General features: G+C 65.2%; 19 protein-coding genes. 6 read left to right on the top strand and 13 right to left on the bottom strand.

Annotation, left to right across the window (positions count from 1 at the left end):
* Nucleotides 1-135: 135 nt before the first annotated feature.
* Together ACTTAI_RS15955 and ACTTAI_RS15960 are read right to left on the bottom strand one after the other, a co-directional pair.
* Nucleotides 136-1,317 (bottom strand): methyltransferase, encoded by a 1,182-nt coding sequence (locus ACTTAI_RS15955; protein ID WP_444452497.1) that lies wholly within the window; start codon nucleotides 1,315-1,317, stop codon nucleotides 136-138.
* Nucleotides 1,318-1,319: 2 nt separating this feature from the next.
* Complete coding sequence (locus ACTTAI_RS15960; RefSeq protein WP_444452498.1) at nucleotides 1,320-2,189, bottom strand: polyprenyl synthetase family protein; 870 nt, start codon at nucleotides 2,187-2,189, stop codon at nucleotides 1,320-1,322.
* 136 nt (nucleotides 2,190-2,325) lie between these two features.
* On the opposite strand from ACTTAI_RS15960, the gene crtD reads away from it, so the two are divergent.
* Both crtD and crtC read left to right on the top strand, forming a co-directional pair.
* The gene (crtD, locus tag ACTTAI_RS15965; protein WP_444452499.1) at nucleotides 2,326-3,810 is read left to right on the top strand and encodes a 1-hydroxycarotenoid 3,4-desaturase CrtD; all 1,485 of its coding nucleotides are present in this window, start codon (nucleotides 2,326-2,328) and stop codon (nucleotides 3,808-3,810) included.
* A 65-nt stretch (nucleotides 3,811-3,875) separates the two neighbouring features.
* Nucleotides 3,876-4,721, top strand: a complete 846-nt coding sequence (crtC, locus tag ACTTAI_RS15970; protein ID WP_444452500.1) for a carotenoid 1,2-hydratase — start codon at nucleotides 3,876-3,878, stop codon at nucleotides 4,719-4,721.
* A 52-nt stretch (nucleotides 4,722-4,773) separates the two neighbouring features.
* Here crtC and tspO read toward each other — a convergent pair whose 3' ends face one another.
* The 3 genes from tspO to ACTTAI_RS15985 form a co-directional block, all read right to left on the bottom strand.
* A complete protein-coding gene (gene tspO / locus ACTTAI_RS15975) occupies nucleotides 4,774-5,256 on the bottom strand; it encodes a tryptophan-rich sensory protein TspO (RefSeq protein WP_444452501.1) in 483 nt (160 codons plus the stop codon).
* 92 nt (nucleotides 5,257-5,348) lie between these two features.
* On the bottom strand, nucleotides 5,349-6,374 hold the full coding sequence (gene crtB / locus ACTTAI_RS15980; RefSeq protein WP_444452502.1) for a 15-cis-phytoene synthase: 1,026 nt from the start codon (nucleotides 6,372-6,374) through the stop codon (nucleotides 5,349-5,351).
* Nucleotides 6,371-7,945 carry a phytoene desaturase gene (locus ACTTAI_RS15985; RefSeq protein WP_444452503.1) on the bottom strand — a complete coding sequence of 525 codons (1,575 nt, stop codon included), beginning with the start codon at nucleotides 7,943-7,945 and terminating at the stop codon, nucleotides 6,371-6,373. Before ACTTAI_RS15985 ends, crtB begins: the two co-directional genes overlap by 4 nt.
* Nucleotides 7,946-8,102: 157 nt before the next feature.
* On the opposite strand from ACTTAI_RS15985, the gene crtA reads away from it, so the two are divergent.
* From crtA to bchO, 4 genes are read left to right on the top strand one after another with little or no spacing between them, the layout of a single operon-like run.
* Nucleotides 8,103-8,828 carry a spheroidene monooxygenase gene (gene crtA, locus ACTTAI_RS15990; RefSeq protein WP_444452504.1) on the top strand — a complete coding sequence of 242 codons (726 nt, stop codon included), beginning with the start codon at nucleotides 8,103-8,105 and terminating at the stop codon, nucleotides 8,826-8,828.
* Nucleotides 8,825-9,877: a magnesium chelatase ATPase subunit I gene (gene bchI, locus ACTTAI_RS15995; protein ID WP_444452505.1), complete on the top strand. Its 1,053-nt coding sequence runs from the start codon at nucleotides 8,825-8,827 to the stop codon at nucleotides 9,875-9,877. The genes crtA and bchI overlap by 4 nt, the downstream gene beginning before the upstream one ends.
* A 1-nt stretch (nucleotide 9,878) precedes the next feature.
* On the top strand, nucleotides 9,879-11,567 hold the full coding sequence (locus ACTTAI_RS16000) for a magnesium chelatase subunit D (RefSeq protein ID WP_444452506.1): 1,689 nt from the start codon (nucleotides 9,879-9,881) through the stop codon (nucleotides 11,565-11,567).
* A 2-nt stretch (nucleotides 11,568-11,569) separates the two neighbouring features.
* Nucleotides 11,570-12,427, top strand: coding sequence for an alpha/beta fold hydrolase BchO (gene bchO / locus ACTTAI_RS16005; protein WP_444452507.1), 858 nt, complete (start codon nucleotides 11,570-11,572; stop codon nucleotides 12,425-12,427).
* A gap of 221 nt (nucleotides 12,428-12,648) precedes the next feature.
* Here the strand turns inward: bchO and idi are convergent, their stop codons facing one another.
* The 8 genes from idi to ACTTAI_RS16045 all read right to left on the bottom strand — a co-directional run bounded on the left by idi (nucleotide 12,649) and on the right by ACTTAI_RS16045 (nucleotide 21,617).
* Complete coding sequence (gene idi, locus ACTTAI_RS16010; protein ID WP_444452508.1) at nucleotides 12,649-13,179, bottom strand: isopentenyl-diphosphate Delta-isomerase; 531 nt, start codon at nucleotides 13,177-13,179, stop codon at nucleotides 12,649-12,651.
* 2 nt (nucleotides 13,180-13,181) lie between these two features.
* Complete coding sequence (locus ACTTAI_RS16015; RefSeq protein WP_110805086.1) at nucleotides 13,182-14,357, bottom strand: geranylgeranyl diphosphate reductase; 1,176 nt, start codon at nucleotides 14,355-14,357, stop codon at nucleotides 13,182-13,184.
* 1 nt (nucleotide 14,358) lies between these two features.
* Nucleotides 14,359-15,645: a BCD family MFS transporter gene (locus ACTTAI_RS16020; RefSeq protein WP_444452509.1), complete on the bottom strand. Its 1,287-nt coding sequence runs from the start codon at nucleotides 15,643-15,645 to the stop codon at nucleotides 14,359-14,361.
* Entirely contained in the window at nucleotides 15,642-16,565 is a 924-nt protein-coding gene (gene chlG / locus ACTTAI_RS16025; protein ID WP_444452510.1) for a chlorophyll synthase ChlG, read from the bottom strand. Before chlG ends, ACTTAI_RS16020 begins: the two co-directional genes overlap by 4 nt.
* A 45-nt stretch (nucleotides 16,566-16,610) precedes the next feature.
* A complete protein-coding gene (bchJ, locus tag ACTTAI_RS16030; RefSeq protein WP_444452511.1) occupies nucleotides 16,611-17,252 on the bottom strand; it encodes a bacteriochlorophyll 4-vinyl reductase in 642 nt (213 codons plus the stop codon).
* 15 nt (nucleotides 17,253-17,267) lie between these two features.
* A complete protein-coding gene (gene bchE / locus ACTTAI_RS16035) occupies nucleotides 17,268-18,995 on the bottom strand; it encodes a magnesium-protoporphyrin IX monomethyl ester anaerobic oxidative cyclase (RefSeq protein ID WP_444452512.1) in 1,728 nt (575 codons plus the stop codon).
* Nucleotides 18,996-19,374: 379 nt separating this feature from the next.
* Nucleotides 19,375-20,760, bottom strand: a complete 1,386-nt coding sequence (gene ppsR / locus ACTTAI_RS16040; RefSeq protein ID WP_444452513.1) for a transcriptional regulator PpsR — start codon at nucleotides 20,758-20,760, stop codon at nucleotides 19,375-19,377.
* A 98-nt stretch (nucleotides 20,761-20,858) separates the two neighbouring features.
* Nucleotides 20,859-21,617, bottom strand: coding sequence for a cobalamin B12-binding domain-containing protein (locus tag ACTTAI_RS16045; protein ID WP_444452514.1), 759 nt, complete (start codon nucleotides 21,615-21,617; stop codon nucleotides 20,859-20,861).
* Nucleotides 21,618-21,714 lie beyond the last annotated feature (97 nt).

The following is a 21,714-nucleotide window of genomic DNA, read 5'->3' on the forward strand; positions in this document are numbered from 1 at the left end:
GAGTCGGGCTGATCACGCCTGTGTGTATCATTGAACTTACACGCCCGACTGTCAATTTGATTAGACACTTTTGCGACAGACGGATGTGCGACTTTCTGCCCCTCGAACACCGGAAGGGGTCAGAACGCGGCCATCTCAGCCGCGTTCGGCCTCGATCACGGAGGTGATGAAGGGACGCAGGGCACGCGGCTTCGAAACCTTCGAGAACCCAGCCTTTTCAAGCATTTGCTTGATCTCTTCGGGGGATCGCGTGCGCCCCGAGCTCATCGCCATCGTGTAGAAGGCGAAGTAGACATCGCAGGCGCGATCGGGCTTTGCGCCGCCCGCCATCGCTTCCGAAATAATTAGACGCCCGCCCGGCGGCAACGCGGCATGCACCTTGGCCAGAAGCGGCTCGACCACGCTGTCAGGATGGTCATACAGCACGCGCACCAAAGTGATGACATCGGCGCCCTGCGGGATCGGATCGTCACGGAAACTGCCCGGCGCGAAGTCGAGCTTCGGGCTGAAGCGGTCCGCCACGGCCAGCACATGCGGCAGGTCGAACAGCGTCAGCGGCAGCTCGGGATATTGCTTGGCGACCGAGCGCAAGAAGGCCCCGGTGCCGCCGCCCACATCCATCACCCGCTTGGCGCGGCGCAGATCGACCATGCGCAGCGTGTCATCGGCGACGACGCGCTGACTGTCAGCCATCAGCTGCGAATAGCGTTCGGCCAGCCCCGCGTCTTCCTGCGCCAGCGGCCCGAAGACATAGGGCCAGAAACCCGCCAGCTCCGGCTCGGTGTCGCCCTTCAGGAAGGCCACCGGATCGGCCAGATCGCGGTAAAGGACGGGGTGATGGCGCACCATCGCCTCAAGCCCCGGCACGGTGATGAAGGCAGCCCCGCGCGGGGCGAGCTGCCACATACCGCGGCGGCATTTCACCAGCTTCAAGGCAGCAGCGGCTTGCATCAGCACCGCCAGCCGGTTTTCCGGCAGGCCCGTGCGCTCGGCCAGTTGCGGCAGCGGCCACGATGCCCCGGCCAGAATGTGCAGCACCCGGAATTCGACGACGGCCAGAAGAACCTGACTTTGCACGAAGCCCGAGACGACATCGAACAGCGCTTCGCCCTCGCGCCGGGTGACCCGGCGCATCAGCGGCATGCGTTCGAAAATCTCATGCAGTCGCGGCGACAGCGCGATGCGGGTGAAGAAATTCACCCGGCCCGGCTGCACCGGCACGGCCCCGGGCTGGCCCGGAACCAGAGGTTGTTTTCCCGTCGCTGTCGGCGCCGAGGCCCGCTCGGACGTCGCGCCTTTGTGGTCGTCCTTCGGCACGATCAGCCCCTCTCGGCGCTGGCCGGGATGTCCATGATCTTGTGCGCGTAAAGCTGCACCATCTGGGCGAGCTTCGCCTCACCCGGGCAGGACGGGATCGAGGCGATCGCCCCGGCCAGAACATCCTGCAGATGCTTGCGCGCCCCCTCGATGCCCATGGTCTTCACGGCATTCGGGCGCTCGTTCGCGATGTCCTGCCCGGCGGGTTTGCCCATCGCCTCGGCCGACATCAGCGCGTCTTTCAGATCATCGGCAATCTGGAAGGCGGAGCCGATCCGCATGCCGAGATCGAACCACGGCTCGGCCTCATAGCCCGCCGCAATCGCGCCCATCTGGGTCGCGGCAATGAACAGCGCCCCGGTCTTCGCCTGATGATAGGCGGCCAGATCGACCTTGGATTCGCTTTCCCAGGCCTGCCCGGCGCAGATGCCGCCACGGGCGCCCGAAAGCTGACCGAGTTTCGAAATCAGTTTCAGCGCGCGGTCGGGGTTGACGTGCCCCACATCGGCCAAAACTTCGAAGCCGCGGATCAGCAGGCTGTCGCCCGCCAGAACCGCCAGCGGCTCGTTGTAGGCCTTGTGCAGGCTCGGCTTGCCGCGCCGGATGTCGGCATTGTCGAAGGCGGGCAGGTCGTCATGCACGAGGCTCGCGCAGTGCATCAGCTCCAGCGCCACGGCCGCGGCATCGGTGACGGCCGGGCAATCGTCACCACAGGCGAGCGCGACCGACACAAGGATCGTCGGCCGGATCCGCGCCCCGCCGGGGAACACGCCATAGGGCAGCGCAGTGGCAAGCAGAGGCGGACATTCGCCCAAAGCTTCGGGCGACAGCGCCTTAAGCAGCGCCGACTCGATACGTTTATCCAGAGACATGACAGAGCCCTCCGCTGCGTCACGACGCACATTGGCATTCGCACCTACCTGTGTAAACTGAAACTTACACCCAAGAATATGGGACAAAATTGCACTCCCGAGGGGGTGCGGATGGCGGTGCGTGCGGGAGCGAGCGATGCGGAGTGAAACGGACGTCGTGGTGATCGGCGCCGGAATGGGCGGCCTTGCGGCGGCCATCGGTGCGGCGGCGGCGGGCCTGCGGGTAACGGTTGTTGAGGCGGGCGACGCGCCCGGAGGCAAGGCGCGGGCGGTTCCGACCCCCGGCGGGCCTGCGGATACGGGGCCCACGGTCTTGACGATGCGGCATGTTCTGGATGCGCTCTTTGCCGCCTGCGGCACCCGCACCGATGAACATCTGACGCTGATCCCCCTGCCCCGACTCGCCCGGCATTTCTGGCCCGATGGCTCCTCGCTCGACCTCTTCACAGATACCGAGGCCAATATCGAGGCGATCCGCGCCTTTGCAGGCGACAAGGAAGCTGCGGCATTCCGCCGCTTCGATCGACTGACACTCGGGCTCTGGGAGGCGTTCCACAAGTCCGTCATCGCGGCGCCGAAGCCGGATCTGCTGCGAATCGCTGCGGCAACGGTGACGCGCCCGCAGCTTTGGCCGGCGCTGCGGCCCGGCCTGACGATGCGCGATCTGCTCGGCGCGACCTTCAAGGACCCGCGGCTGGCGCAGCTCTTCGGTCGCTATGCCACCTATGTCGGCGGCCGTCCGGGGGCGACGCCCGCGGTGCTGTCGCTGATCTGGCAGGCCGAGGTTCAGGGCGTCTGGGCGATCCGCGAAGGGATGCATGGCGTTGCCGCCGCCCTTGCCCGCGTCGCCGAGGCGAAGGGGGTCCGGTTCCATTACGGCGCCAAGGCCAAGCGCATCGTGCGCAAGGAAGGCCGGGTGACCGCGGTCGAGATCGAGACCGGGGCCTCGATCCCCTGCAACGCCTGCATCTTCAACGGCGATCCGGGCGCGTTGCGCGACGGGCTTCTGGGCGATGCCGCCCGCGCCTCGATGGAGAAATCCGCCCGCCCCGATCCGAGCTTGTCCGCCTGGGTCTGGGCCTTCGGCGCGACGCCCATTGGCGTTGATCTGGCGCATCACAACGTCTTCTTCACCGCCGATCCGGAACTGGAATTCGGCCCGATCGGCGCGGGCGAGATGCCCGAGGAACCCACGCTCTACATCTGTGCCCAGGACCGCGAGATGGCCGCCCCGGTGCCGGAGATCGAGCGCTTCGAGATCATCATGAACGGCCCCGCAGGCCATCAACCCTTTCCTCAGGAGGAGGCACAATGCAGGGCACGCACCTTCCCGATGCTCGCCGCGATGGGACTGACCTTCAGCCCGGACCCGGAAAGCAAGGCGCTGACAACCCCGGCGCTGCTGTCACGGCGGTTCCCGGGCTCGCTGGGGGCGATCTACGGCGGCTCGCCGGAGGGGACGCTGGCGACGTTCCGGCGGCCCTTGGCGCGGACGGGGCTCAAGGGGCTTTATCTGGCGGGTGGGGGAACGCACCCGGGTGCCGGGGTGCCCATGGCGCTGACTTCCGGGACGCATGCAGCACGGGCCTTGCTGGCGGACCGGACTTCCGCCGCGAAGTAGGGCCGAACGGCTACGCCTGGTGGTATTGCGACGGCATTTCCGACGACGGCGAAAAGGCCTTCTCGATGATCGCCTTTATCGGCTCGGTCTTCAGCCCGTGGTATCGCTGGTCGGGGCGGCGCGAGCCGCAAAACCATTGCTGCATCAACATGGTGACGACCGGCACGGACGGGCGCTTCACGATGACCGACCGCGGCCGGTCTGCCCTGCGGCAGTCGCGCGATGTGTTTCAGGTCGGGCCGTCGAAGCTGACCTGGACCGGCAAGGAACTCGTCATCGACGTCGATGAATGGGGGGCGCTGCCGAAGCTGGGCAAGCTCAAGGGCCGGGTCGTGCTGACACCGCGCGCGGTGACCGGGGTCGAAGTGCGGCTTACGCCCGATGCAGGCCACACCTGGCGCCCCTTTGCCCCCATCGCCGATGTCGAGGTCGATCTGGCGCCGGGGCACAAATGGACCGGGCATGGCTATTTCGACGCCAATTTCGGCACTCGGGCGCTGGAGGAAGATTTCTCGTTCTGGACCTGGGGGCGGTTCCCGCTGAAAGACCGGACAGTGTGCTTCTACGATGCGACGCGGCTCGACCGGTCCAAAGTGGCGCTCGCCGTGCAGATCAACCCCGATGGCTCGGTCTGCGAGATCGACAGCCCTCCCCCGCTCGTCAAGATGAAGCGCACGCCCTGGTTCGTGCGCCGTGAAACCCGCTGCGATCCGGGCGCGCATCCGGCAGGCGTTTATTCGCTGCTCGAAGCGCCGTTCTATTCGCGCGCGCTGATGCGGACGACGATCGACGGCGAGGAAACGGTGGGGATGCACGAGGCGCTGGATCTGGTGCGGTTCCGCCAGCCGGTGCTGAAACCGATGCTCGCCGTGCGGGTGCCGCGCCGGGCCGGATGGACCCACAGGGACTAAACAAAAGGCCCCGCCGGTCATCCCGGCGGGGCCTTTGCAAGCTTGGGTCAGGTCAAAGCTCGATCGGCTTTTCGCCCGGGTTGAGCCGCCAGACGCTGAAGTTCAGCGCGCCCGCGGCGGTGACCCAGGCCACATAGGGCACGAACATCAGCCCCGAAACCCAGTCGACCATCCAGAACAGGACGCAGGTGGCAAAGACGCTCAGCCACAGCAGCACCAGAACCAGCATCCCGCCCGCAAGACGGTGCAGGCCGAAGAAGATCGGCGTCCAGAGCGTGTTGACCGCGATCTGCACCGCCCAGAGGCCGAGCCCCAGCACGGCCAATTCATTTTCCATCGCCAGCCCGGAGATGCGGGCAGCCGAAATCGACATCAGGATGTAAAGCGTGGACCAGGCAACGGGAAACAGCCAGTTCGGCGGGATCCAGCTCGGCTTCTTCAGGCTGTCATACCAAGCGCCCGGGCGAAAGATCGCGCCGGTCGCGCCCGCACAGGCGCAGGCGACGAAATAGACGGCAAACAGGGTCAGGCTCATGATGGCCTCCGGTTGTGAACACGCCCCGTTGTGGACCCGGGGCGCGCACACGTCCAGTGACTTTCCGTCGCGGTCGCTCACGAAGCCCCGCGTCAGGACGCCCTGTCGACCACCAGCCCCCGGTCCCGCGCCTTCAGCGCCATCAGCGCCGAGATCAGAACCTCGGACCGTTCGGGGTTCAGGTTGCGATGCGCCGCGGCATCGACCAGATAGGCCACCTCGGGTTCGGGCTTGGCATGAACCCGAGGCGAGAGCGGCAGCATCGAGGTCGCCGTCGCCGACATGGCGGAATTCGCCAGAAGCCACATCTTGCGGCCCTTGGTGGTATGGGCGCGTTGGGTGATGTTGTCGTATTTCGCCTTGGCCACTTCCGTACCGATCGCGGCATAGATCTTGCCCGCGGCCAGAATCCCCGGACGGCAATCGAAGGGCAGAAGCCTCACCCCCGTCGCCGCACGCCAGTAAAGCCGGTCGGCGCGGTTCAACAACCGCTCGGTCACCCGGCGGATCCCCTTGGTGGGTTGCGGATCGCGCAGGAAGTCGTGCGGATCGATCCCCTCCTCAAGCATCCAGTCAACCGGCAGGAAAAGACGCCCGGCGCGGGCATCCTCGCCCACGTCGCGGGCGATGTTCGACATCTGCATGGCAAGACCGAGATCGCAGGCCCGCGCCAGCGCATCGGGGTCGCGCACCCGCATCAGCACGCACATCATCGCGCCCACGGCGGCGGCGACGCGCGCCGAATAGGCCTGCACGTCCGAAAGCGTGTGATACCACCGCCCCTCGGCATCCCAGGCGAGACCCTCCAGCAGTGCCTCGGGCAGTTCCCGCGGCATCTCGAATTCCTCGACCACCGCCGCAAAGGCGCGGTCGCAAGGGGTGTTGCGCGGACGGCCGGAATAGATGTCCTCCAGCCGGTCGCCCAGTTTGCACACCGCAGCCGCCTTGTCGCGATGACCGACCTCGTCGACCTCGTCATCGGCGATCCGGCAAAAGGCGTAAAGCGCCAGCGCGGGGTTTCGCACCCGCTCCGGCAGAACTTTGGACGCCGCATGGAAGGAGTAACTGCCGGTGCGGATCAGCTCCCGGCAGATCTCCATATCCTCGGTCGAGATCATTGCGCCGCCTTGGCCCGGGGCGTCCGGGCCTTGGGCGCAGCCGCCGCGGGGGTCTCGGGCTTCGGCGCATCGGGGATCATCTGCGCGACGATCTCGCCCGAACCGATCACCGAGGGCACACCGGCGCCCGGATGGGTGCCCGCGCCGACGAGATAAAGCCCGTCCACCTCTTCCGAGGCATTGTGCGGACGGAACCAGGCCGATTGCAGGATCCGCGGTTCGAGCGAGAACCCGGCGCCCAGCGGCGACAGATAGCGGTCGCGGAAGGTTTCGGGCGTGAACACCACTTCCTCGGTGATCTTGTCGGCAACGCCCGGCAGCAGCCGTTCTTCGATCACTTTCAAGACTTTGGCCTTGTATTTCTCGGCCTCGACCGACCAATCCACGCCATTGTCGAAGCCAAGGTTCGGCACCGGCGAGAGCACATAGAAGGTGTCGTCGCCCTTCGGCGCCGCGGTCGGATCAGTGACCGAGGGACGGTGGACATAAAGGCTCATGTCCTCGGCCAACTCGCCCTTGATGAAGATGTCCTGCACATGTTCCTTGTAGCGCGGCCCGACGACGACGGTGTGGTGCCCCACATCCTTCCACATCTTGGCCGTGCCTTTGGTGCCAAAATACCAGACGAAAAGCCCCATCGACCAGCGCTTCTTGTCGAGCTTCTCGTCGGTCCAGCGCCAGCGGTCACGGTTGCGCAACAGGCGCTTGTAGGTGTGGCCCGCATCGGCGTTCGATACGACAACCTGCGCCGGAAGCTCGGTGCCGTCCATCAGACGGATGCCGGTCGCCTTGCCGTCGCGCGACACCAGAATCTCGTCGACCTCGGTCGACATCCGCATTTCGCCGCCCTGCTCGGTGATCACCTTGGCCATCGCATCGGCAATCGCCTGCACGCCGCCGATCGCGTAATGCACACCGAATTTCTTTTCGAGCTGGCTGACGAGGATATACATCGACGTCACATGGAAGGGGTCGCCGCCGATGAAGAGCGGGTGGAACGACAGCGCGAAACGCAGATGTTCGTCCTTCACCATCTTCTTGGCATGGCCATAGACCGAGCGGTCGGCGCGCAGCCAGCCAAAGGTCGGCAGAACCTTGATCAGGTCCCACAGCTTGCTCATCGGCTTGCGGCCGAGATTTTCATAGCCGAATTCATAGCGGGCCTTGGCGTCCCACATGAAATGGCGGAAGCCCTCGACATCGCCGGGGCTGATCCGCGCCACTTCGGCCTTGACCTTGGCGTCATCGCCGTAAGCGGTGTATTTCTCACCATCGGGGAAATCGATGGTGTAAAAGGGCTCCATCGGCACAAGGCTCACGTCCTTGTCGAAATCACGCCCGCAATCGGCCCAAAGCTCGCGCAAGCGGTCCGGCACCGTGACGATGGTCGGCCCAAGGTCGAATCGATGCCCGCCCTTGGTGATCGAAGAGCCACGCCCGCCGGGCCGATCAAGACGATCGACGACCGTCACCTTGTAACCTTTTGCGCCAAGCCGCATCGCCGCAGCAAGACCGCCAAGGCTGGCACCGATAACAACGGCGCGACCCATACCTTCTGTGTTCTTGGACATGGTTTCTTCGGTAGTTTCAGGTTTCATTGTGGGGATGATAGGTCGTCAATTCCGATTTACAACTGTCGACGCCGTCTCGCGACAAAACGTCTGAGGCCTTCCATTACAAGGGTGCCAGATGTAAATATCGCGTTACACTTCATAGGGGAGGACGTAGATGCCTGTCGCCTCACTCAGCCTGTTCCGTTTTGACGGCACAAGCTCGCTGCCCTGGGTCATCAGCCAGATGATCCTGTCCCGTCGCCCCCTGAACGACGAGCCGCGGGTGAAGTTCTACAAGCTTTGCGGATCGGGCACCGGCGAGGGCTTCACGCCGAAGCCGAACTGGCGCGTCTGGGCGATCATGGCGGCTTTCGATACCGAAGCCGATGCCCGCGACGTGACAACGAACCACCCGGTCTGGAAGCGCTGGCGCGCGCATGCGGCCGAAACGCTGGTGCTGCATCTGCAACCGCTGTCCGCGCGCGGCACCTGGGGCGGTGTGAACCCGTTCCTGCCCGAAAAGGCCGCCGAGCCGAGTGGCGACGAACCCGTCGTCGCGCTGACCCGCGCCGCGATCAAACCGCACAAGGCCAATGCCTTCTGGTCGCGCGTGCCCAATATTTCCGAGAAAGTCGGCGAGGATCAGAACCTGATGTTCAAGATCGGGATCGGGGAAATTCCCCTTTTCCATCAAGTGACTTTCTCGATCTGGCCGGATGTGGCAAAGATGAATGCCTTTGCCCGCGGCGACACGCCGCATGGCAAGGCGATCCGCGCTGCGCGTGAAGAAGGTTGGTTCACCGAAGAACTCTATGCCCGGTTCCGTCTGCTTGGGACCGAGGGGAGCTGGATGGGCAAGGACCCGCTCGCCAGCCAAGTCTTGGAAAGGGAAACTGCATGACTACCGCCGTCGCTCGACTTCAACCCTCCGCCTCCGGGGCGAAGACGAGACCCGTATTTCCCTTTTCCGCCATCGTCGGTCAGGAAGACATGAAACTGGCGCTGCTGTTGACCGCGGTTGATCCCGGCATCGGCGGCGTTCTGGTCTTTGGCGACCGCGGCACCGGCAAATCGACCGCCGTGCGCGCGCTGGCTGCCCTGCTGCCCGAAATCGAGGCGGTCGCGGGCTGCCCGGTGTCCTCGCCCAATGTGGACATGATCCCCGACTGGGCCACCGTGCTTTCGACCGAGGTGGTGCGCAAGCCGACCCCGGTGGTCGACCTGCCGCTGGGTGTGTCCGAAGACCGCGTGGTGGGCGCGCTCGATATCGAACGCGCGATCTCGAAGGGCGAGAAAGCCTTCGAACCGGGTCTTCTGGCCCGCGCCAACCGCGGCTATCTCTACATCGACGAATGCAACCTGCTTGAAGATCACATCGTCGACCTGCTGCTCGACGTGGCGCAATCGGGTGAAAACGTGGTGGAACGCGATGGTCTGTCGATCCGTCACCCGGCCCGTTTCGTTCTGGTAGGTTCGGGCAACCCGGAAGAGGGCGACCTGCGGCCGCAGCTGCTGGACCGTTTCGGCCTTTCGGTCGAGGTTCTGTCCCCCCGCGACGTCGAAACCCGGGTCGAGGTGATCCGGCGCCGCGACACCTATGACGCCGATCCGAAAGCCTTCCTGGAAGAATGGCGTCCGAAAGACATGGACATCCGCAACCAGATCCTGGAAGCGCGCGAACGTCTGCCGAAGGTCGAGGCGCCCAATACTGCGCTTTATGACTGCGCTGCGCTCTGCATCGCGCTGGGGTCGGACGGTCTACGGGGCGAACTGACGCTTCTGCGCTCGGCCCGTGCTCTTGCGGCGCTCGAAGGGGCAACGGCGGTTGGTCGTGATCACCTGAAGCGGGTGGCGACGATGGCGCTGTCGCACCGTCTGCGCCGCGATCCCCTTGATGAAGCTGGCTCGACGGCCCGCGTGGCCCGGACGGTCGAAGAAACGTTGCCGTAACATGGACCACGAACGCCTGAAGTCGGCCCTTGCGGTGCTGACGGTCGACCCCGCCGCGGTCGGAGGATTGTGGCTGCGCTCGCGCGCCGGTCCCATTCGGCTGGCCTTCACCGACACGCTGGCCAAGCTGCCCTTCCCGATGGCGCTGCGCCGTCTGCCGCCGAACGTGGATGATTCCGCGCTTTATGGTGGCCTCGACGTGGCCGAGACGCTGCATTCCGGCAAACCCGTCCTGAAGGGCGGGATGCTGGACCGGCCGAGCGTCTTCATCCTGCCGATGGCGGAACGCTGCACGGCGAAGCTGGGCGCGCGCTTGGCGCAGGCGCTGGATGTGCGCCAGCATGCACTGATCGCGCTGGATGAAGCCGCCGAACCCGACGAGGCGCTGCCGCATGCGGTGGCCGACCGGCTCGGGCTGTTCGTCGATCTCTCCGAGGTCCGCTCGATCGACGGGCCGGGGCTTCTGCCAGACACCGCGCAGATCGAGCGCGCGCGCGAGCTGCTGCCCCAGGTCACGATGCCCGCGGAGCGCGTCAGCGAGATTGTCGAGGGCTGTCGGCAGCTCGGCATCGCCAGCCTGCGTGCGCCGATGCTGGCGCTGACCGCGGCGCGGATCCTGACCGCTTTGGCAGGCCGCACCACCGTCGAGGCCGAGGATGTGCTGCACGCCGCGGAACTGACGCTGGCGCATCGGGCGCTGCCGCTGCAAGACGCGCCGCCGCCCCCTCCCCCGCCGCCGCCGGAACCGCCGGAACAGAACGAGGGCGAGAACCAGCAGGACGAACAGGATCAGATCGACCCGCTCGACGGCATCCCGCCCGAGATCGTGGTCGAGGCCGTCCGGGCGATGCTGCCCGACAACATCTTGCAAACGCTGAACATGGGCAGCCGGTTGCGCGCGGCCTCGGGCGGTCAGGGTGCCGGGCAAGAGCAGATCGGCAACCGTCGCGGTCGCCCCCTGCCTGCGCGCAAGGGCAAGCTGGAAGACGATGCCAAGATCGATCTGGTGGCGACGCTGCGCTCGGCCGCGCCGTGGCAGGGCCTGCGGCGCCGTCAAGCGCCCGCGGGCACCGAACGGGTGCTGCTGGTCGAAAGCTCCGACATCCACATCAAGCGCCGCAAGGAAATGTCCGACCGCGTGCTGATCTTTGCCGTCGACGCCTCGGGCTCGGCGGCGGTGGCGCGGCTTTCCGAAGCCAAGGGCGCGGTTGAACTGCTGCTGGGCCGGGCCTATGCGGCGCGGGACCATGTGTCGTTGATCACCTTCCGGGGCACGGCGGCGCAAGTTCTGCTGCAACCGTCCCGCTCGCTGACGCAGACGAAGCGGCAGCTGCAGGGCCTGCCGGGCGGCGGTGGCACGCCGCTCGCAAGCGGGCTTGAAATGGCGATGGTGACGGCGAAACAGGCGCGCTCGCGCGGCATGACGCCGACGATCGCGGTGCTGACCGACGGTCGCGGAAACATCGCGCTGGATGGCACGGCGAACCGCGAACTCGCAGGCGAGCAGGCGACCAAGGTCGCCCGTGCGATCCGGGCCAGCGGCATGCCGGCGGTGATCATCGACACGGCGATGCGGCCCAATCCGGCGCTGGTCGACCTTGCCCGCAACATGGACGCCCACTACATTGCCCTCCCAAGGGCGACGGCGCACAAGATGGCCGACGTTCTGGGAGCGGCTCTGGAGGCGTAACGATGGACCCACGCGTGCTGCCGGCAAACTGGCCCTATCGGTCGGCCGCAGCGCGCCACAGGGTCGGGCCCATCGACTGGTGGGTGATAGACACCGGCCCTGCTGACGGGCCGGTGTTGCTTTTGCTGCATGGGCTTGGCGCCTCGGGCCACAGTTTCCGCAAGATGATCCCGGGGCTTGTGGCCGCGGGCTATCGGGTGATCGTGCCCGATCTGCCGGGGCATGGCTGTTCGCGTTCGACCGCGCGCAACCGCTTTGGCCTCAAGCCGATGGCCGAGGATGTCTGGAAGCTCTGTCAGCAGATGGCAATCAAGCCTGCGGCGGTGATCGGCCATTCCGCGGGCGGCGCGATCGCGCTGCAGCTCGCGCTCGACACCCCGGTGCCGCGGGTGGTGGGGGTCAACGCCGCGCTCGATCACTTCGAGGGCGTGGCGGGAGTGATCTTCCCGATGATGGCGCGGGGCCTCGCCGCCCTGCCCTTCACCGCGCCGCTGGTGACGCGGTTCGGCGCCTCTCGCCAAAGGATCGGGCAGCTCCTCGACATGACCGGCAGCACGATCGACGCGGCGGGCAAGGCGCAATACACGTTCCTGATCCAGAACCCCGAGCATGTGGATGGCGGGCTGCGAATGATGGCGCAATGGGAGCTCGGCCCGCTGATCGGCGCCCTGCCCCGAATCGCCAAGCCGGTATTCCTGATTGCGGGGAATGGCGACAAGGCGGTGCCCGCCCATGTTTCCGCCGATGCGGCGCGGTTTCTGCCGTTGCCCACACTCAGGCGGATCGACGGCGGACACCTGATCCACGAGGTGGCACCGGACGGGCTGTCGGGGATGATCCTGGACTGGCTCGAGAGGTGAGATTTCGCCTTGGCTGCGCCAAGGCGACTCGCCGGTGGCTCCGCCCCCCGGACCCCCGAGATATTTGGAGCAAGATAAAGAGGAACCCGGGGGATCCGCCCCGCGAAGCGATCAAACGCTCAACCCACTCCGGCTTTTTCCTTGGCAAAATACGCCTTGGGGGGTGCGGGGGGCGGAGCCCCCCGCGGGTTGCCCGGGGCGCAAGCCCCCCGGGCGAAATCTTACGCCACGACCGGCGGAAAGATCATGTCGCGGTGTTGCTCGATGTAGATCTTCAGCCAGGGCGTGAAGCGCTCCGGATTGGCGTGGATCTCCGAGCGCAGCGCGTCGATGCGGACCCATTCGGTATCGGCGACCTCTTCCGGATCGGGCTGCGGCTCGACGCCTTCGGGCGCTTCGGCGGTGAAGACCTCCACCACCTCATGCTCGATCATGCCGTTGTTCACATCGGCCCGGTATTCGAGCTGCCCCATGTGGCGCAGCTTCAGCCCGACGATGCCCAGCTCCTGCCCCAGACGCCGCGCAGCGCAGGTCGGCGCGTCCTCGCCCCAATAGGGATGGGTGCAGCAGGTGTTCGCCCAAAGCCCCGGCGTGTGATATTTCGACAGCGCGCGTTGTTGCAGCAGCACCTTGTTGCCGCGTGTCACGAAGACCGAGATCGCCAGATGCCGCAGGCCCTTCCTGTGGGCCTCCAGCTTCTCGACGGGTTGCAGCACGCCCTCGACCCAGGCGGGGATCATTTCCTCGGCCATGATCAGGTCCACTGCGGCGACACGAGGCCCGACAGGTGCGCCAGGTTCTTGAAGCCGATCTTCAGGTTCTTCATCGGCTGGAACTTGGTCATCTTCTTGTTCATGTAGCTCTCGAACGTCATGCGCTGCACGTCGACGTCATGGCAGAGCGACACGAAGCGCTCGCGGCGCTCATCGCTGTGGTAATACTTGTCCTGCATCATCCGCAGCACCTTGAAGACGGTGCCATGCTCTTTCATGAACCCGGCCCGCGCCAATTTCAGATCGGCAGGCTTGCCCGATTTCAGAAAGGCCATCGCGGCTTCCGCCGCATAGCGGCCACCGGCATGGGCGTAATAGATCCCCTCGCCCGAGGAGGGTGCCACGACGCCCGCGGCATCGCCCGAAAGCACCACGTCCTTGCCGTTGTCCCAGACATCGAGCGGTTGCAGCGGGATCGGCGCGCCTTCCTTGCGGATGGTTTCCTCGCCCGCCAGACCCGACATCTCGCGCAGAAGCGCGGTGCAATCCTTCAGGCTGACATCGGGAAGCTCGGTCCCCATGCCGATCGAGGCGGTCTTGCCATGCGGGAAGACCCAGCCGTAGAAATCCGGGCTGATCCGGCCGTCATAATAGACATCGCAGCGCGTCGGGTCGTAGTTCGCAACATTGGTCGGCGCCTTGATGATCTCGTGATAGGCGAAAACCAGCGGGATCTTCGTCGCGGGCACTTCGTTGCGCACCTGCGAGTTTGCGCCGTCGGCACCGATCACCACGCGGGTCTCGGCCTTCATTTCCTCGCCCGTGACCTTGTCGCGCCAGACGACGACGGTCTTGCCGCTGTCGCGCTCGATCCGCAGCCAGGTGCCGGTGATCCGGTCCGCCCCCGCCTTGCCCGCGCGCTCGCGCAGCCATTCGTCATAATCCTCGCGGTCGACCATGCCGACGAAGCCGTTCTCGATCGGAATGTCGACGAAGCGGCCCGTGGGCGAGATCATCCGCGCCGAGGTGATCTTGGCCACCAGCAGGTGATCGGGAATGTCGAAGTCGCGGATCAGCCGCGGCGGGATCGCGCCGCCGCAGGGCTTGATGCGACCGGCCCGGTCAAGCAGAGCCACCTTGAGACCCGCGCGGGCCATATCCCATGCGGCAGTAGACCCGGCAGGGCCGCCACCAACCACGAAAGCATCGTATTTCATTTCATTCACCCGCCATGACCGTGGGAACCCGTGCCGCGCCCCGTGCTGCGACCGTGCCGGTCGCCATCATGGCCGCGACGATGAACAGGAGCGCCTGCGCCCCGAAAACCACCCCGAACGCCGTGGCGTCGGGCAAAACCAGCCGCATCACATCGGCCGCTCCAGCGCCCATCAGACCGCCGAACCCGGCCGCAATCCCCTGTGCCGCGCCCCAAAGGCCCATCCGCGTGCCTTCGCGGGCCGAGCGCCCCTCGCCCGCCAGCGACATCATCGCGCCAACGGCAGACACGGCGAAGACGCCGTTGAAATATCCAAGCGCCCAGACCGCGGGCAGGATGCGTCCGCCCTCGACCTGCCCCATCGCGGCAACCCCGGCGATGGCGGCGGCAGAGCCGATGCAACCCGCCACGACCCAGCCGCGCAGGGTGCCGATCTTCAGCCCCGACAGCGCCAGCCCGACCGTGGCCATCCCCAGAAACACGCCCTGATGCTGCACCGAGGTCAGCTTCGTCGTCTCGCCCGCGGTGAAGCCGAAGACGAGCCCCGCATAGGGTTCAAGGATCAGCTCCTGCAGGAAATAGGCGGTCATCGACAGGAAGATGAAGAGGGTGAAACGTCGCGCCTGCGGTTCCGCCCAGACCTCGCGCAGACCGTCGATGAGCTTGACCGAGGCTTCCTCGGTCGCGGGGGCGCCAAGCTTGCGCTCGATCCCCCAGACGGCGGCGGTGGTCACGGTAACGGCGATCAGCGCCACGGCGGCGACGATCCAGAGAAGCCGCACGGGCGAATAGGGGTCGAGCAGGCTGCCCACCACACCCGCGGTGACGGCAATGCCGAAGATCATCATCAGCCAGGTGATCGTCGCGGCCGCGGCGCGGCGGCGCGGGTCGGTGCCCGAGGCGAGCAGCGCCAGAAGCGACGTGCCCGAGGCGCCAACCCCGAAGCCGATCAGCACATAGGCCAAGACCGAAAGCACCAGCGCCTGCCATCCGGCAAGCGGATAGATCGCAACGGCCAGCGCGGCAAGGAAGGTGCCAAGACCAAGCGCCGCCATGCCGCCGATGATGAAGGCGGTGCGGTTGCCCTTGGTGTCCGAGCGCAGGCCAAAGGCCGGGCGGCTCATCTGCAGCGCATAGTGAAGCGCGACGAGCGCGCCCGGAAGAATCGCAGGCAGGGCCAGTTCCACGACCATCAGCCGGTTCAGGGTCGAGGTGGTCAGCACCACGACCGAACCGATGCACAGCTGGACAAGACCCAGCCGGACGATCTGGCCCCAGCCCAAGGTCATGACGGCAGGCCCGTGAAGCCCCGCAGCGCAAAGGCGGTGATCATCATGCCCGAGACATACATCACGACGCCGGTGCCGTTATACCAGGGCGCCTTGCCCTCGGGGTCGCGCATCCAGACCGCCATCGCCCAGAACTGACCGAAGAGCAGGAACAGAACGGCCGTGGCATGGTAGGGCTTCGAGAACAGGAAGAGCATGGTGATGACCAGCGACTGCGCCAGCCCCATCACCGTGCAGGCAATCTTCGCCGCGATCTCCGGGCCGTAGACGGCGGGCAGCGATTTGATGCCAAGCTTGCGGTCGCCCTCGATCGCCTTGAAATCGTTGATCGTCATGATGCCATGCGCGCCAAGCGCATAAAGCGTCGCCATCATCACGATCGGGAAGCCGGGCGAGCTGTCCGTGGTCGCCAGCAGCACGGCGGCGCCGGTGATCCAGGGCAGGCCTTCATAGGCCAGACCCACCAGCCCCGGCCCCCACCAGCCCGAGCGTTTCAGCCGGACCGGCTCGACCGAATAGGCCCAGGCGGCGGCGACGCCCAGAAGCGTCGCGACAAAGCCCCAGCTGCCCAGTTGCCAGCCGACGACGAGCGACAGAAGCGACATGGCGATGGCGATATAAAGCCCCCAGAGGCCCGGGATGCGCCCGGACGGGATCGGCCGGTGCGGCTCGTTGATCGCGTCGACATGGCGGTCGCACCAGTCATTCGCGGCCTGGCTCATGCCACAGACGATCGGACCGGCCAGAACGATGCCCAGCACGACGACGCCCTTGTTCTCCCAGATCGGCACGTTCGACGAGACCGCACCGCAGAGATAGGCCCACATCGGCGGGAACCACGTCACCGGCTTGATCAGTTCCAGCATCGCCCGCGGTTCGGGGATGCTGCGGCGGCTGGGCGAAAGGTCTTGGGCGCTCATGGGGTCAGGTCACCGGAAGTTGCGGGGCATGGGCCCGAAGGGGCCTCAGCCGGAGTGGACAGAGCTGGGCATAGCCGCTTTCTTGCCATGCGGATGCAGGACAAAAAGGCACGGCCCCCCGCTGACCGAGGCGCAGGAGATTTCCTCCACCGCCACCTCGGGCCAGACAAGCGTGCCGAAAAGCCGTTCGAACACAGCCGCATGCCAGAAGCACGAGGGGCGTTCAGCCGCGTCGGCGCGCAGCGGATTGTCATCGATGCGGAAGGTCAGCGGGCGAAAACTTTCCACCCGGAACCGCCCGGAGCCGACAAAGGTCCAGGCGTGTTTGGTGATCGCAGAGGCAAGGAAGCGCGCGCCGAGGAACCCCGGCAGCGCGCGGATGATCGCCTTGGCGAACCCCGGAATGCGGTTGGCAAGGATATAGTCGCCGGTCGCAAGCCCCGAGAGCCACAAGAGACCCTCGGAGGCTTCGCCCTGATCGACACGCAGCGCCTGATGCACGGCCCGGCACTGGCTTTCCGGCAGCATGCCCGAGTCAGGCGGCGGGACGGGCACGCCCGCCAGCCGCATGATCCGGTCGCGCTCGGCACGGCCAAGGTGGCGGTCGAGCACGCCGATCGTTTGCAGGATGGCATTGGGCCCGATCCGGGGCTCGTCATCCTGCGGCGCATGCTCGGCACCGCTCATGGCCGTCTCTCCTTCTTATTCCGCGGCGTCGACCATCTGGTCTTTGCCGCCACCGCAGGCCATCGCCGCATGTTCGGCGCTGCGTGCTTCGTGCGTTTCGGCCGAGAGGTCGAACTCGTCTTCCGCATCCGCGGGCATCACGAAGTTCGCGGTATTGCGGTCGGCGGCGCGGTCCTTCATCTGGGCGCGCAGCGCTTCCTGCCGTTCCTTGTGCTTGCGCGACCGATCCGCGGCAGCTTCCCAGTCGGCCACCTGCGCCTCGGCGATCTGCCGGGTGGTGTCGAAGTGGAAATCGACCGTATCCTTGGTCTGCGGGCCCCAATAGCCGGCCTTGCCGAGGTCATAGAAGGTGCGCCCCACCCCGGCCTTGAGGAAGGCCTTGAGGCAGCCGAGCAGATAGCGGCGGCGGAAGCCGGTGCCGCGCCACGGATAGTGGAACAGCGCCTTGCGCATGTAGAAGCGGCGGTAGTTCTTCATCACGCCGTCCAGAAGCTCGCCGCGGGTCAGCGCCTTGGGCTTCATGATCGGGGTCACGAAGTTGTATTTCGAGAAGTCGAAGACCTCGACCTGATCGCGCAGCTCCTGGAAGAGCGGCGTGAAGGGCCAGGGCGTGTACATCGACCAGTTCGCCAGATCCGGCTGCCAGTCCCAGGCCATCTGGAAGGTTTCTTCCAGCGTTTCCTTGGTCTCGTTGTCGAGGCCAACGATGAACTGCGCTTCAGTGAAGATGTCGGCCTCGCGCAGAAGGCGGATCGCCTCCTTGTTCTCGGCGACGGTGGTTTCCTTGTTGAACAGGTCGAGCTTCAGCTGCGCCGCGGCTTCGGTGCCGAGCGAGATGTGCACGAGGCCCGCTTCACGGTAGAACTTGAGCAGGTCGCGGTCGCGGTAGATGTCGGTCACGCGGGTGTTGATGCCCCATTTGACCTTGTGGTTCAGACCGCGGTCGATCATCTCCTGGCAGAATTCGACGAATTTCTTCTTGTTGATCGTCGGTTCTTCGTCGGCCAGGATGAAGAAGCCGACATCGTGGTTCGTCACCAGATCTTCGATTTCATCCACCACCGCCTTGGGCGAACGAACGCGGTAGTCGCGCCAGAATTTCCATTGCGAGCAGAACGAGCAGGTGAAGGGGCAGCCCCGCGCCATGTTCGGGATCGCCACGCGCACACCCAGCGGGATGTAGATGTAGTGTTTCCAGTCGATCAGCGACCAGTCGGGTTTCAGGCTGTCGATGTCCTTGACCGTCGGCGCGGCTTGCGTCGCAACGATCTCGGTGCCGTCATGATAGGCCAGACCCTTGATCGAGGCGCGATCTTCCGGCCAGCGGCCTTCGGAGACGCATTTGGCCAGCTCGACCATGATTTCTTCGCCCTCGCCGCGGACGATCGCATCGACCCAGGGCGCTTCCGACAGCACCTGACGGAACATGAAGGTCGCATGCACGCCGCCCAGAACGCGCACCGCATTCGGCACGACTTCCTTGGCGATCTTCAGCGTCTCTTCCGCCTCGTAGATCGAGGGGGTGATCGAGGTCACGCCGATCAGGTCGGGCTGCAGTTCGGCAAATTTCTTGCGCAGTTCATCGTGGGACACGTTGAGCGTCATCGCATCGATGAAATGGATGTCGTCGAAACCCGCTTTTTTCAGGTGACCGGCAAGATAGGGGACCCATGACGGGGGCCAGTTCCCCGCGATCTCGGCCCCGCCGGAGTGGTAATTGGGGTGGACGAAAAGGATGCGCATGGCTGACCCTCCAGGGCGTAGGTGTAAACCTCAGTTGACATGTATCCCAACCATATTAAATCGCACAGGTCAAATGCAGAAAATTGCCGCACCCCTGTCGCGGCGGTCAATCAGTGCTCGCAAGTTTTTGATATTCCTTGATTCTGTTTGAGCCCCCTTCCCCACCCGGGGGACCTGCGACGGGGTGGCGCAGCCGGAAATGGACAGGGGGAAAGGGTGAACAGCGACCCCGGAAAAAGGGGCCACGCGGCCCTCGCGGGCAGCGATGTTTTCAAAGGTGAATCAGGTATGGGGAATTTAGGGCCTGAAGGATCAGAGTCTCGGGCAGATCGGGCAAGGCCCCGCCTTTCCCGCCCCGATCCGATCTTCAGCGGTGGTCTTATTCCGCGTCCTTCGACAGCAGCCCGAACTTGCGCAGCTTCACGTAAAGCGACTGGCGCGACAGAGACAGCAGCTCGGCCGCCGCCACCCGGTTGTTGCCGGTCAGCTCCAGCGCGGTCTCGATGCACATCTTCTCGATGATCTCGGTGGTTTCCGAAACGATATCGCGCAGCGTCGCATAGCCGACCATCTGCATGACATTGCGCAGCCCCTCGTTGCTGGCCATGCCGGGCATGATCCGCGTCGCATCGGCCAGGTTGCTGTCGCGGATCACCAACGCGATCGTCGGCGTCGCCCGATCATGGAACAGCGTCGCCGAAAGCTCGACCGTGACCTGCCCCGAGAAATCGGTGTTCAGCCGCGTCACGTAATGGCGCAGGTGACCGATGCGCTTGACGTTGTCCAGAAGCACGTTGAGGTCGATCGCGCCGCGCGACATGAATTCCGCAAAGGACCGCCCCTGCACCAGCGCCGCCGAGCCCGCATCGGTCAGATACAGAAAGGCGTCGTTCGCCGCCCGGATCGTGCCGTCGGCGTCCAGAAACACCATCGCATCGATGCCCTTGAGGAAGAGCCGTTCGCTCAGCTCGACCGTGTCATCGACGCGGGTGCGTTGCGCCTCGGCCTCGCCCAGACGGCACAGCAGCAGACGGTCGCCCGCCGCGCGGAACAGCGTCGCCGTCACCGTCACCTTGCGGCGCGAGCGACGGATCGTCAGCTCGATCCCGCCAAGCGGGTCGGACCCGGCCAGCTTCGCCAGATTCTCAAGGAATTCGCCGCGCCGACGGCCGTCCAGCTCCTGCCCCACCGGCGCATCGATCAGCTCGGCCCGGGTGGCGCCGATCATCTCGGCAGCGGCAATGTTCAGATCGGCAATCCGCCCGGTCGACATCGATACGATCAGAAGCGGCGACGGATGCGCCTCAAGCAGAACACGATAGCGGGTCTCGATCTCGCGCTGTGCCTCGTAATCGCGTTCCAGCGCCAACTGCGCCTTGACCAGCTGCTGCTGCACCTCGGCCAAGGGCTGCATGTCCCGCCCGATCATCAGAAGCGTGCCATCATCGCCGGAACGGGTGATCGAATAGCGGATCGGCAAGGTGAAGGTGTCGCCGCAATGGGTCAGCTCCAACTGCAACGTCCGACCGGGCTCCGGCCCGTCGGCAAGACGGCTGTCCAGCTTCTGCGCGCTTTCGGGGCTGAAGAGCGCGCCAAGACGCGCGCCTTGCCACTGCGAAAAGCGCTCGGACGGACCAAGATTTGGGCTGACCATGACGGATTCGATGACCCGCCCGGGCGACACGACCAAAGCGATATCACAGGCTGATGTCACGATGTCAGACAACAGCTCGGGGGCGACCCTTTGCAGGGCCTCCCGGCGCATCAAGAAGCTTCCATCAGATGTCACGGCCGCAACCTTTCCACAACCCGTGTCTCTTCGTCAGCCTTCCCTCGTCATCCTCGACCCACAACCGTTTTCAGTCATACCAGAGAAAATTCCGAAATGACGAGCGAAAGATCGTTCGTCACCAGATCCGCTCCGGTTCTTGCGAGTGCTTCCGCGCGTTGCGATACGATGGCCCCACCTACCGCAACCCGCATCCGCCCCTTTGTCAGGCTGGAAAGGGTTTTGACAAGTTTAGCGCAGATTTCAACCCTGTCCATGCTGCCAACCGTGATCAAAGCCGCATCGAACCGGGTTGTCGCCATCAAACGCGACAAATCACTCAACCCCGGGGCGAAAAGCATCCGTACGGACACCCCCCTGCGGCGGAGTTCCGTCGCCACGATCAGCGACCCGAGGGTATGCTGCTCGCCCGGCGGCACGATCAGAAGCACCGTCGCACCGTTAGCGCAACCAACTGAGTCGGCCGTCACCAGCGTCTGCGCGGCATGCACCAACTCCTGCAGGCGCGAAATCGCGATTGTCACCTGCGCAAAACCGATCCGGTCTGCATCCCAGGCGGCGCCGACCTGACGGGCCGCCTCAGGGATGTATTGAGTGATCATCTCATCGACCGAAACGTGTGCAACGCGGAATTCATCGAACAGCAGGTCCATCGCACCAAGCTCCGGTCCCGTTGCAAGCTCGACCATCCTGTTCACAAGCACGGCCTGCAGTTCCGACACTCCATTCATGCGACGCGCGACAAGCCGCCCGATCGCTTCGAGCGCAAGACCGACGAAACCATCAAGGCATCCCGTCGAGCCATGCTCGAGTTCAACACTTATATCCCGCATTCGAGTCCCCGAAACCCAACGTCGTCAAGGATCGTTCCTCATCCTCGACGAGCGGAACATGACATGGGTCAATAAACCCACATCTTTTACACATCAA

Source organism: Rhodobacter capsulatus (assembly GCF_052363175.1).
GTDB classification, from domain to species: domain Bacteria; phylum Pseudomonadota; class Alphaproteobacteria; order Rhodobacterales; family Rhodobacteraceae; genus Rhodobacter; species Rhodobacter capsulatus_D.

Coding starts and splice junctions, on each gene's coding strand:
- ACTTAI_RS16020 (WP_444452509.1), bottom strand. CDS start 15,645: ATGACCTTGGGCTGGGGCCAGATCGTCCGGCTGGGTCTTGTCCAGCTG.
- tspO (WP_444452501.1), bottom strand. CDS start 5,256: ATGAGCCTGACCCTGTTTGCCGTCTATTTCGTCGCCTGCGCCTGTGCG.
- bchE (WP_444452512.1), bottom strand. CDS start 18,995: ATGCGCATCCTTTTCGTCCACCCCAATTACCACTCCGGCGGGGCCGAG.
- bchJ (WP_444452511.1), bottom strand. CDS start 17,252: ATGAGCGGTGCCGAGCATGCGCCGCAGGATGACGAGCCCCGGATCGGG.
- bchI (WP_444452505.1), top strand. CDS start 8,825: ATGACTACCGCCGTCGCTCGACTTCAACCCTCCGCCTCCGGGGCGAAG.
- crtC (WP_444452500.1), top strand. CDS start 3,876: ATGATCGCCTTTATCGGCTCGGTCTTCAGCCCGTGGTATCGCTGGTCG.
- idi (WP_444452508.1), bottom strand. CDS start 13,179: ATGGCCGAGGAAATGATCCCCGCCTGGGTCGAGGGCGTGCTGCAACCC.
- ACTTAI_RS15985 (WP_444452503.1), bottom strand. CDS start 7,945: ATGTCCAAGAACACAGAAGGTATGGGTCGCGCCGTTGTTATCGGTGCC.
- crtD (WP_444452499.1), top strand. CDS start 2,326: ATGCGGAGTGAAACGGACGTCGTGGTGATCGGCGCCGGAATGGGCGGC.
- ACTTAI_RS16000 (WP_444452506.1), top strand. CDS start 9,879: ATGGACCACGAACGCCTGAAGTCGGCCCTTGCGGTGCTGACGGTCGAC.
- chlG (WP_444452510.1), bottom strand. CDS start 16,565: ATGAGCGCCCAAGACCTTTCGCCCAGCCGCCGCAGCATCCCCGAACCG.
- ACTTAI_RS16015 (WP_110805086.1), bottom strand. CDS start 14,357: ATGAAATACGATGCTTTCGTGGTTGGTGGCGGCCCTGCCGGGTCTACT.
- ppsR (WP_444452513.1), bottom strand. CDS start 20,760: ATGCGCCGGGAGGCCCTGCAAAGGGTCGCCCCCGAGCTGTTGTCTGAC.
- ACTTAI_RS16045 (WP_444452514.1), bottom strand. CDS start 21,617: ATGCGGGATATAAGTGTTGAACTCGAGCATGGCTCGACGGGATGCCTT.
- crtB (WP_444452502.1), bottom strand. CDS start 6,374: ATGATCTCGACCGAGGATATGGAGATCTGCCGGGAGCTGATCCGCACC.
- ACTTAI_RS15960 (WP_444452498.1), bottom strand. CDS start 2,189: ATGTCTCTGGATAAACGTATCGAGTCGGCGCTGCTTAAGGCGCTGTCG.
- crtA (WP_444452504.1), top strand. CDS start 8,103: ATGCCTGTCGCCTCACTCAGCCTGTTCCGTTTTGACGGCACAAGCTCG.
- bchO (WP_444452507.1), top strand. CDS start 11,570: ATGGACCCACGCGTGCTGCCGGCAAACTGGCCCTATCGGTCGGCCGCA.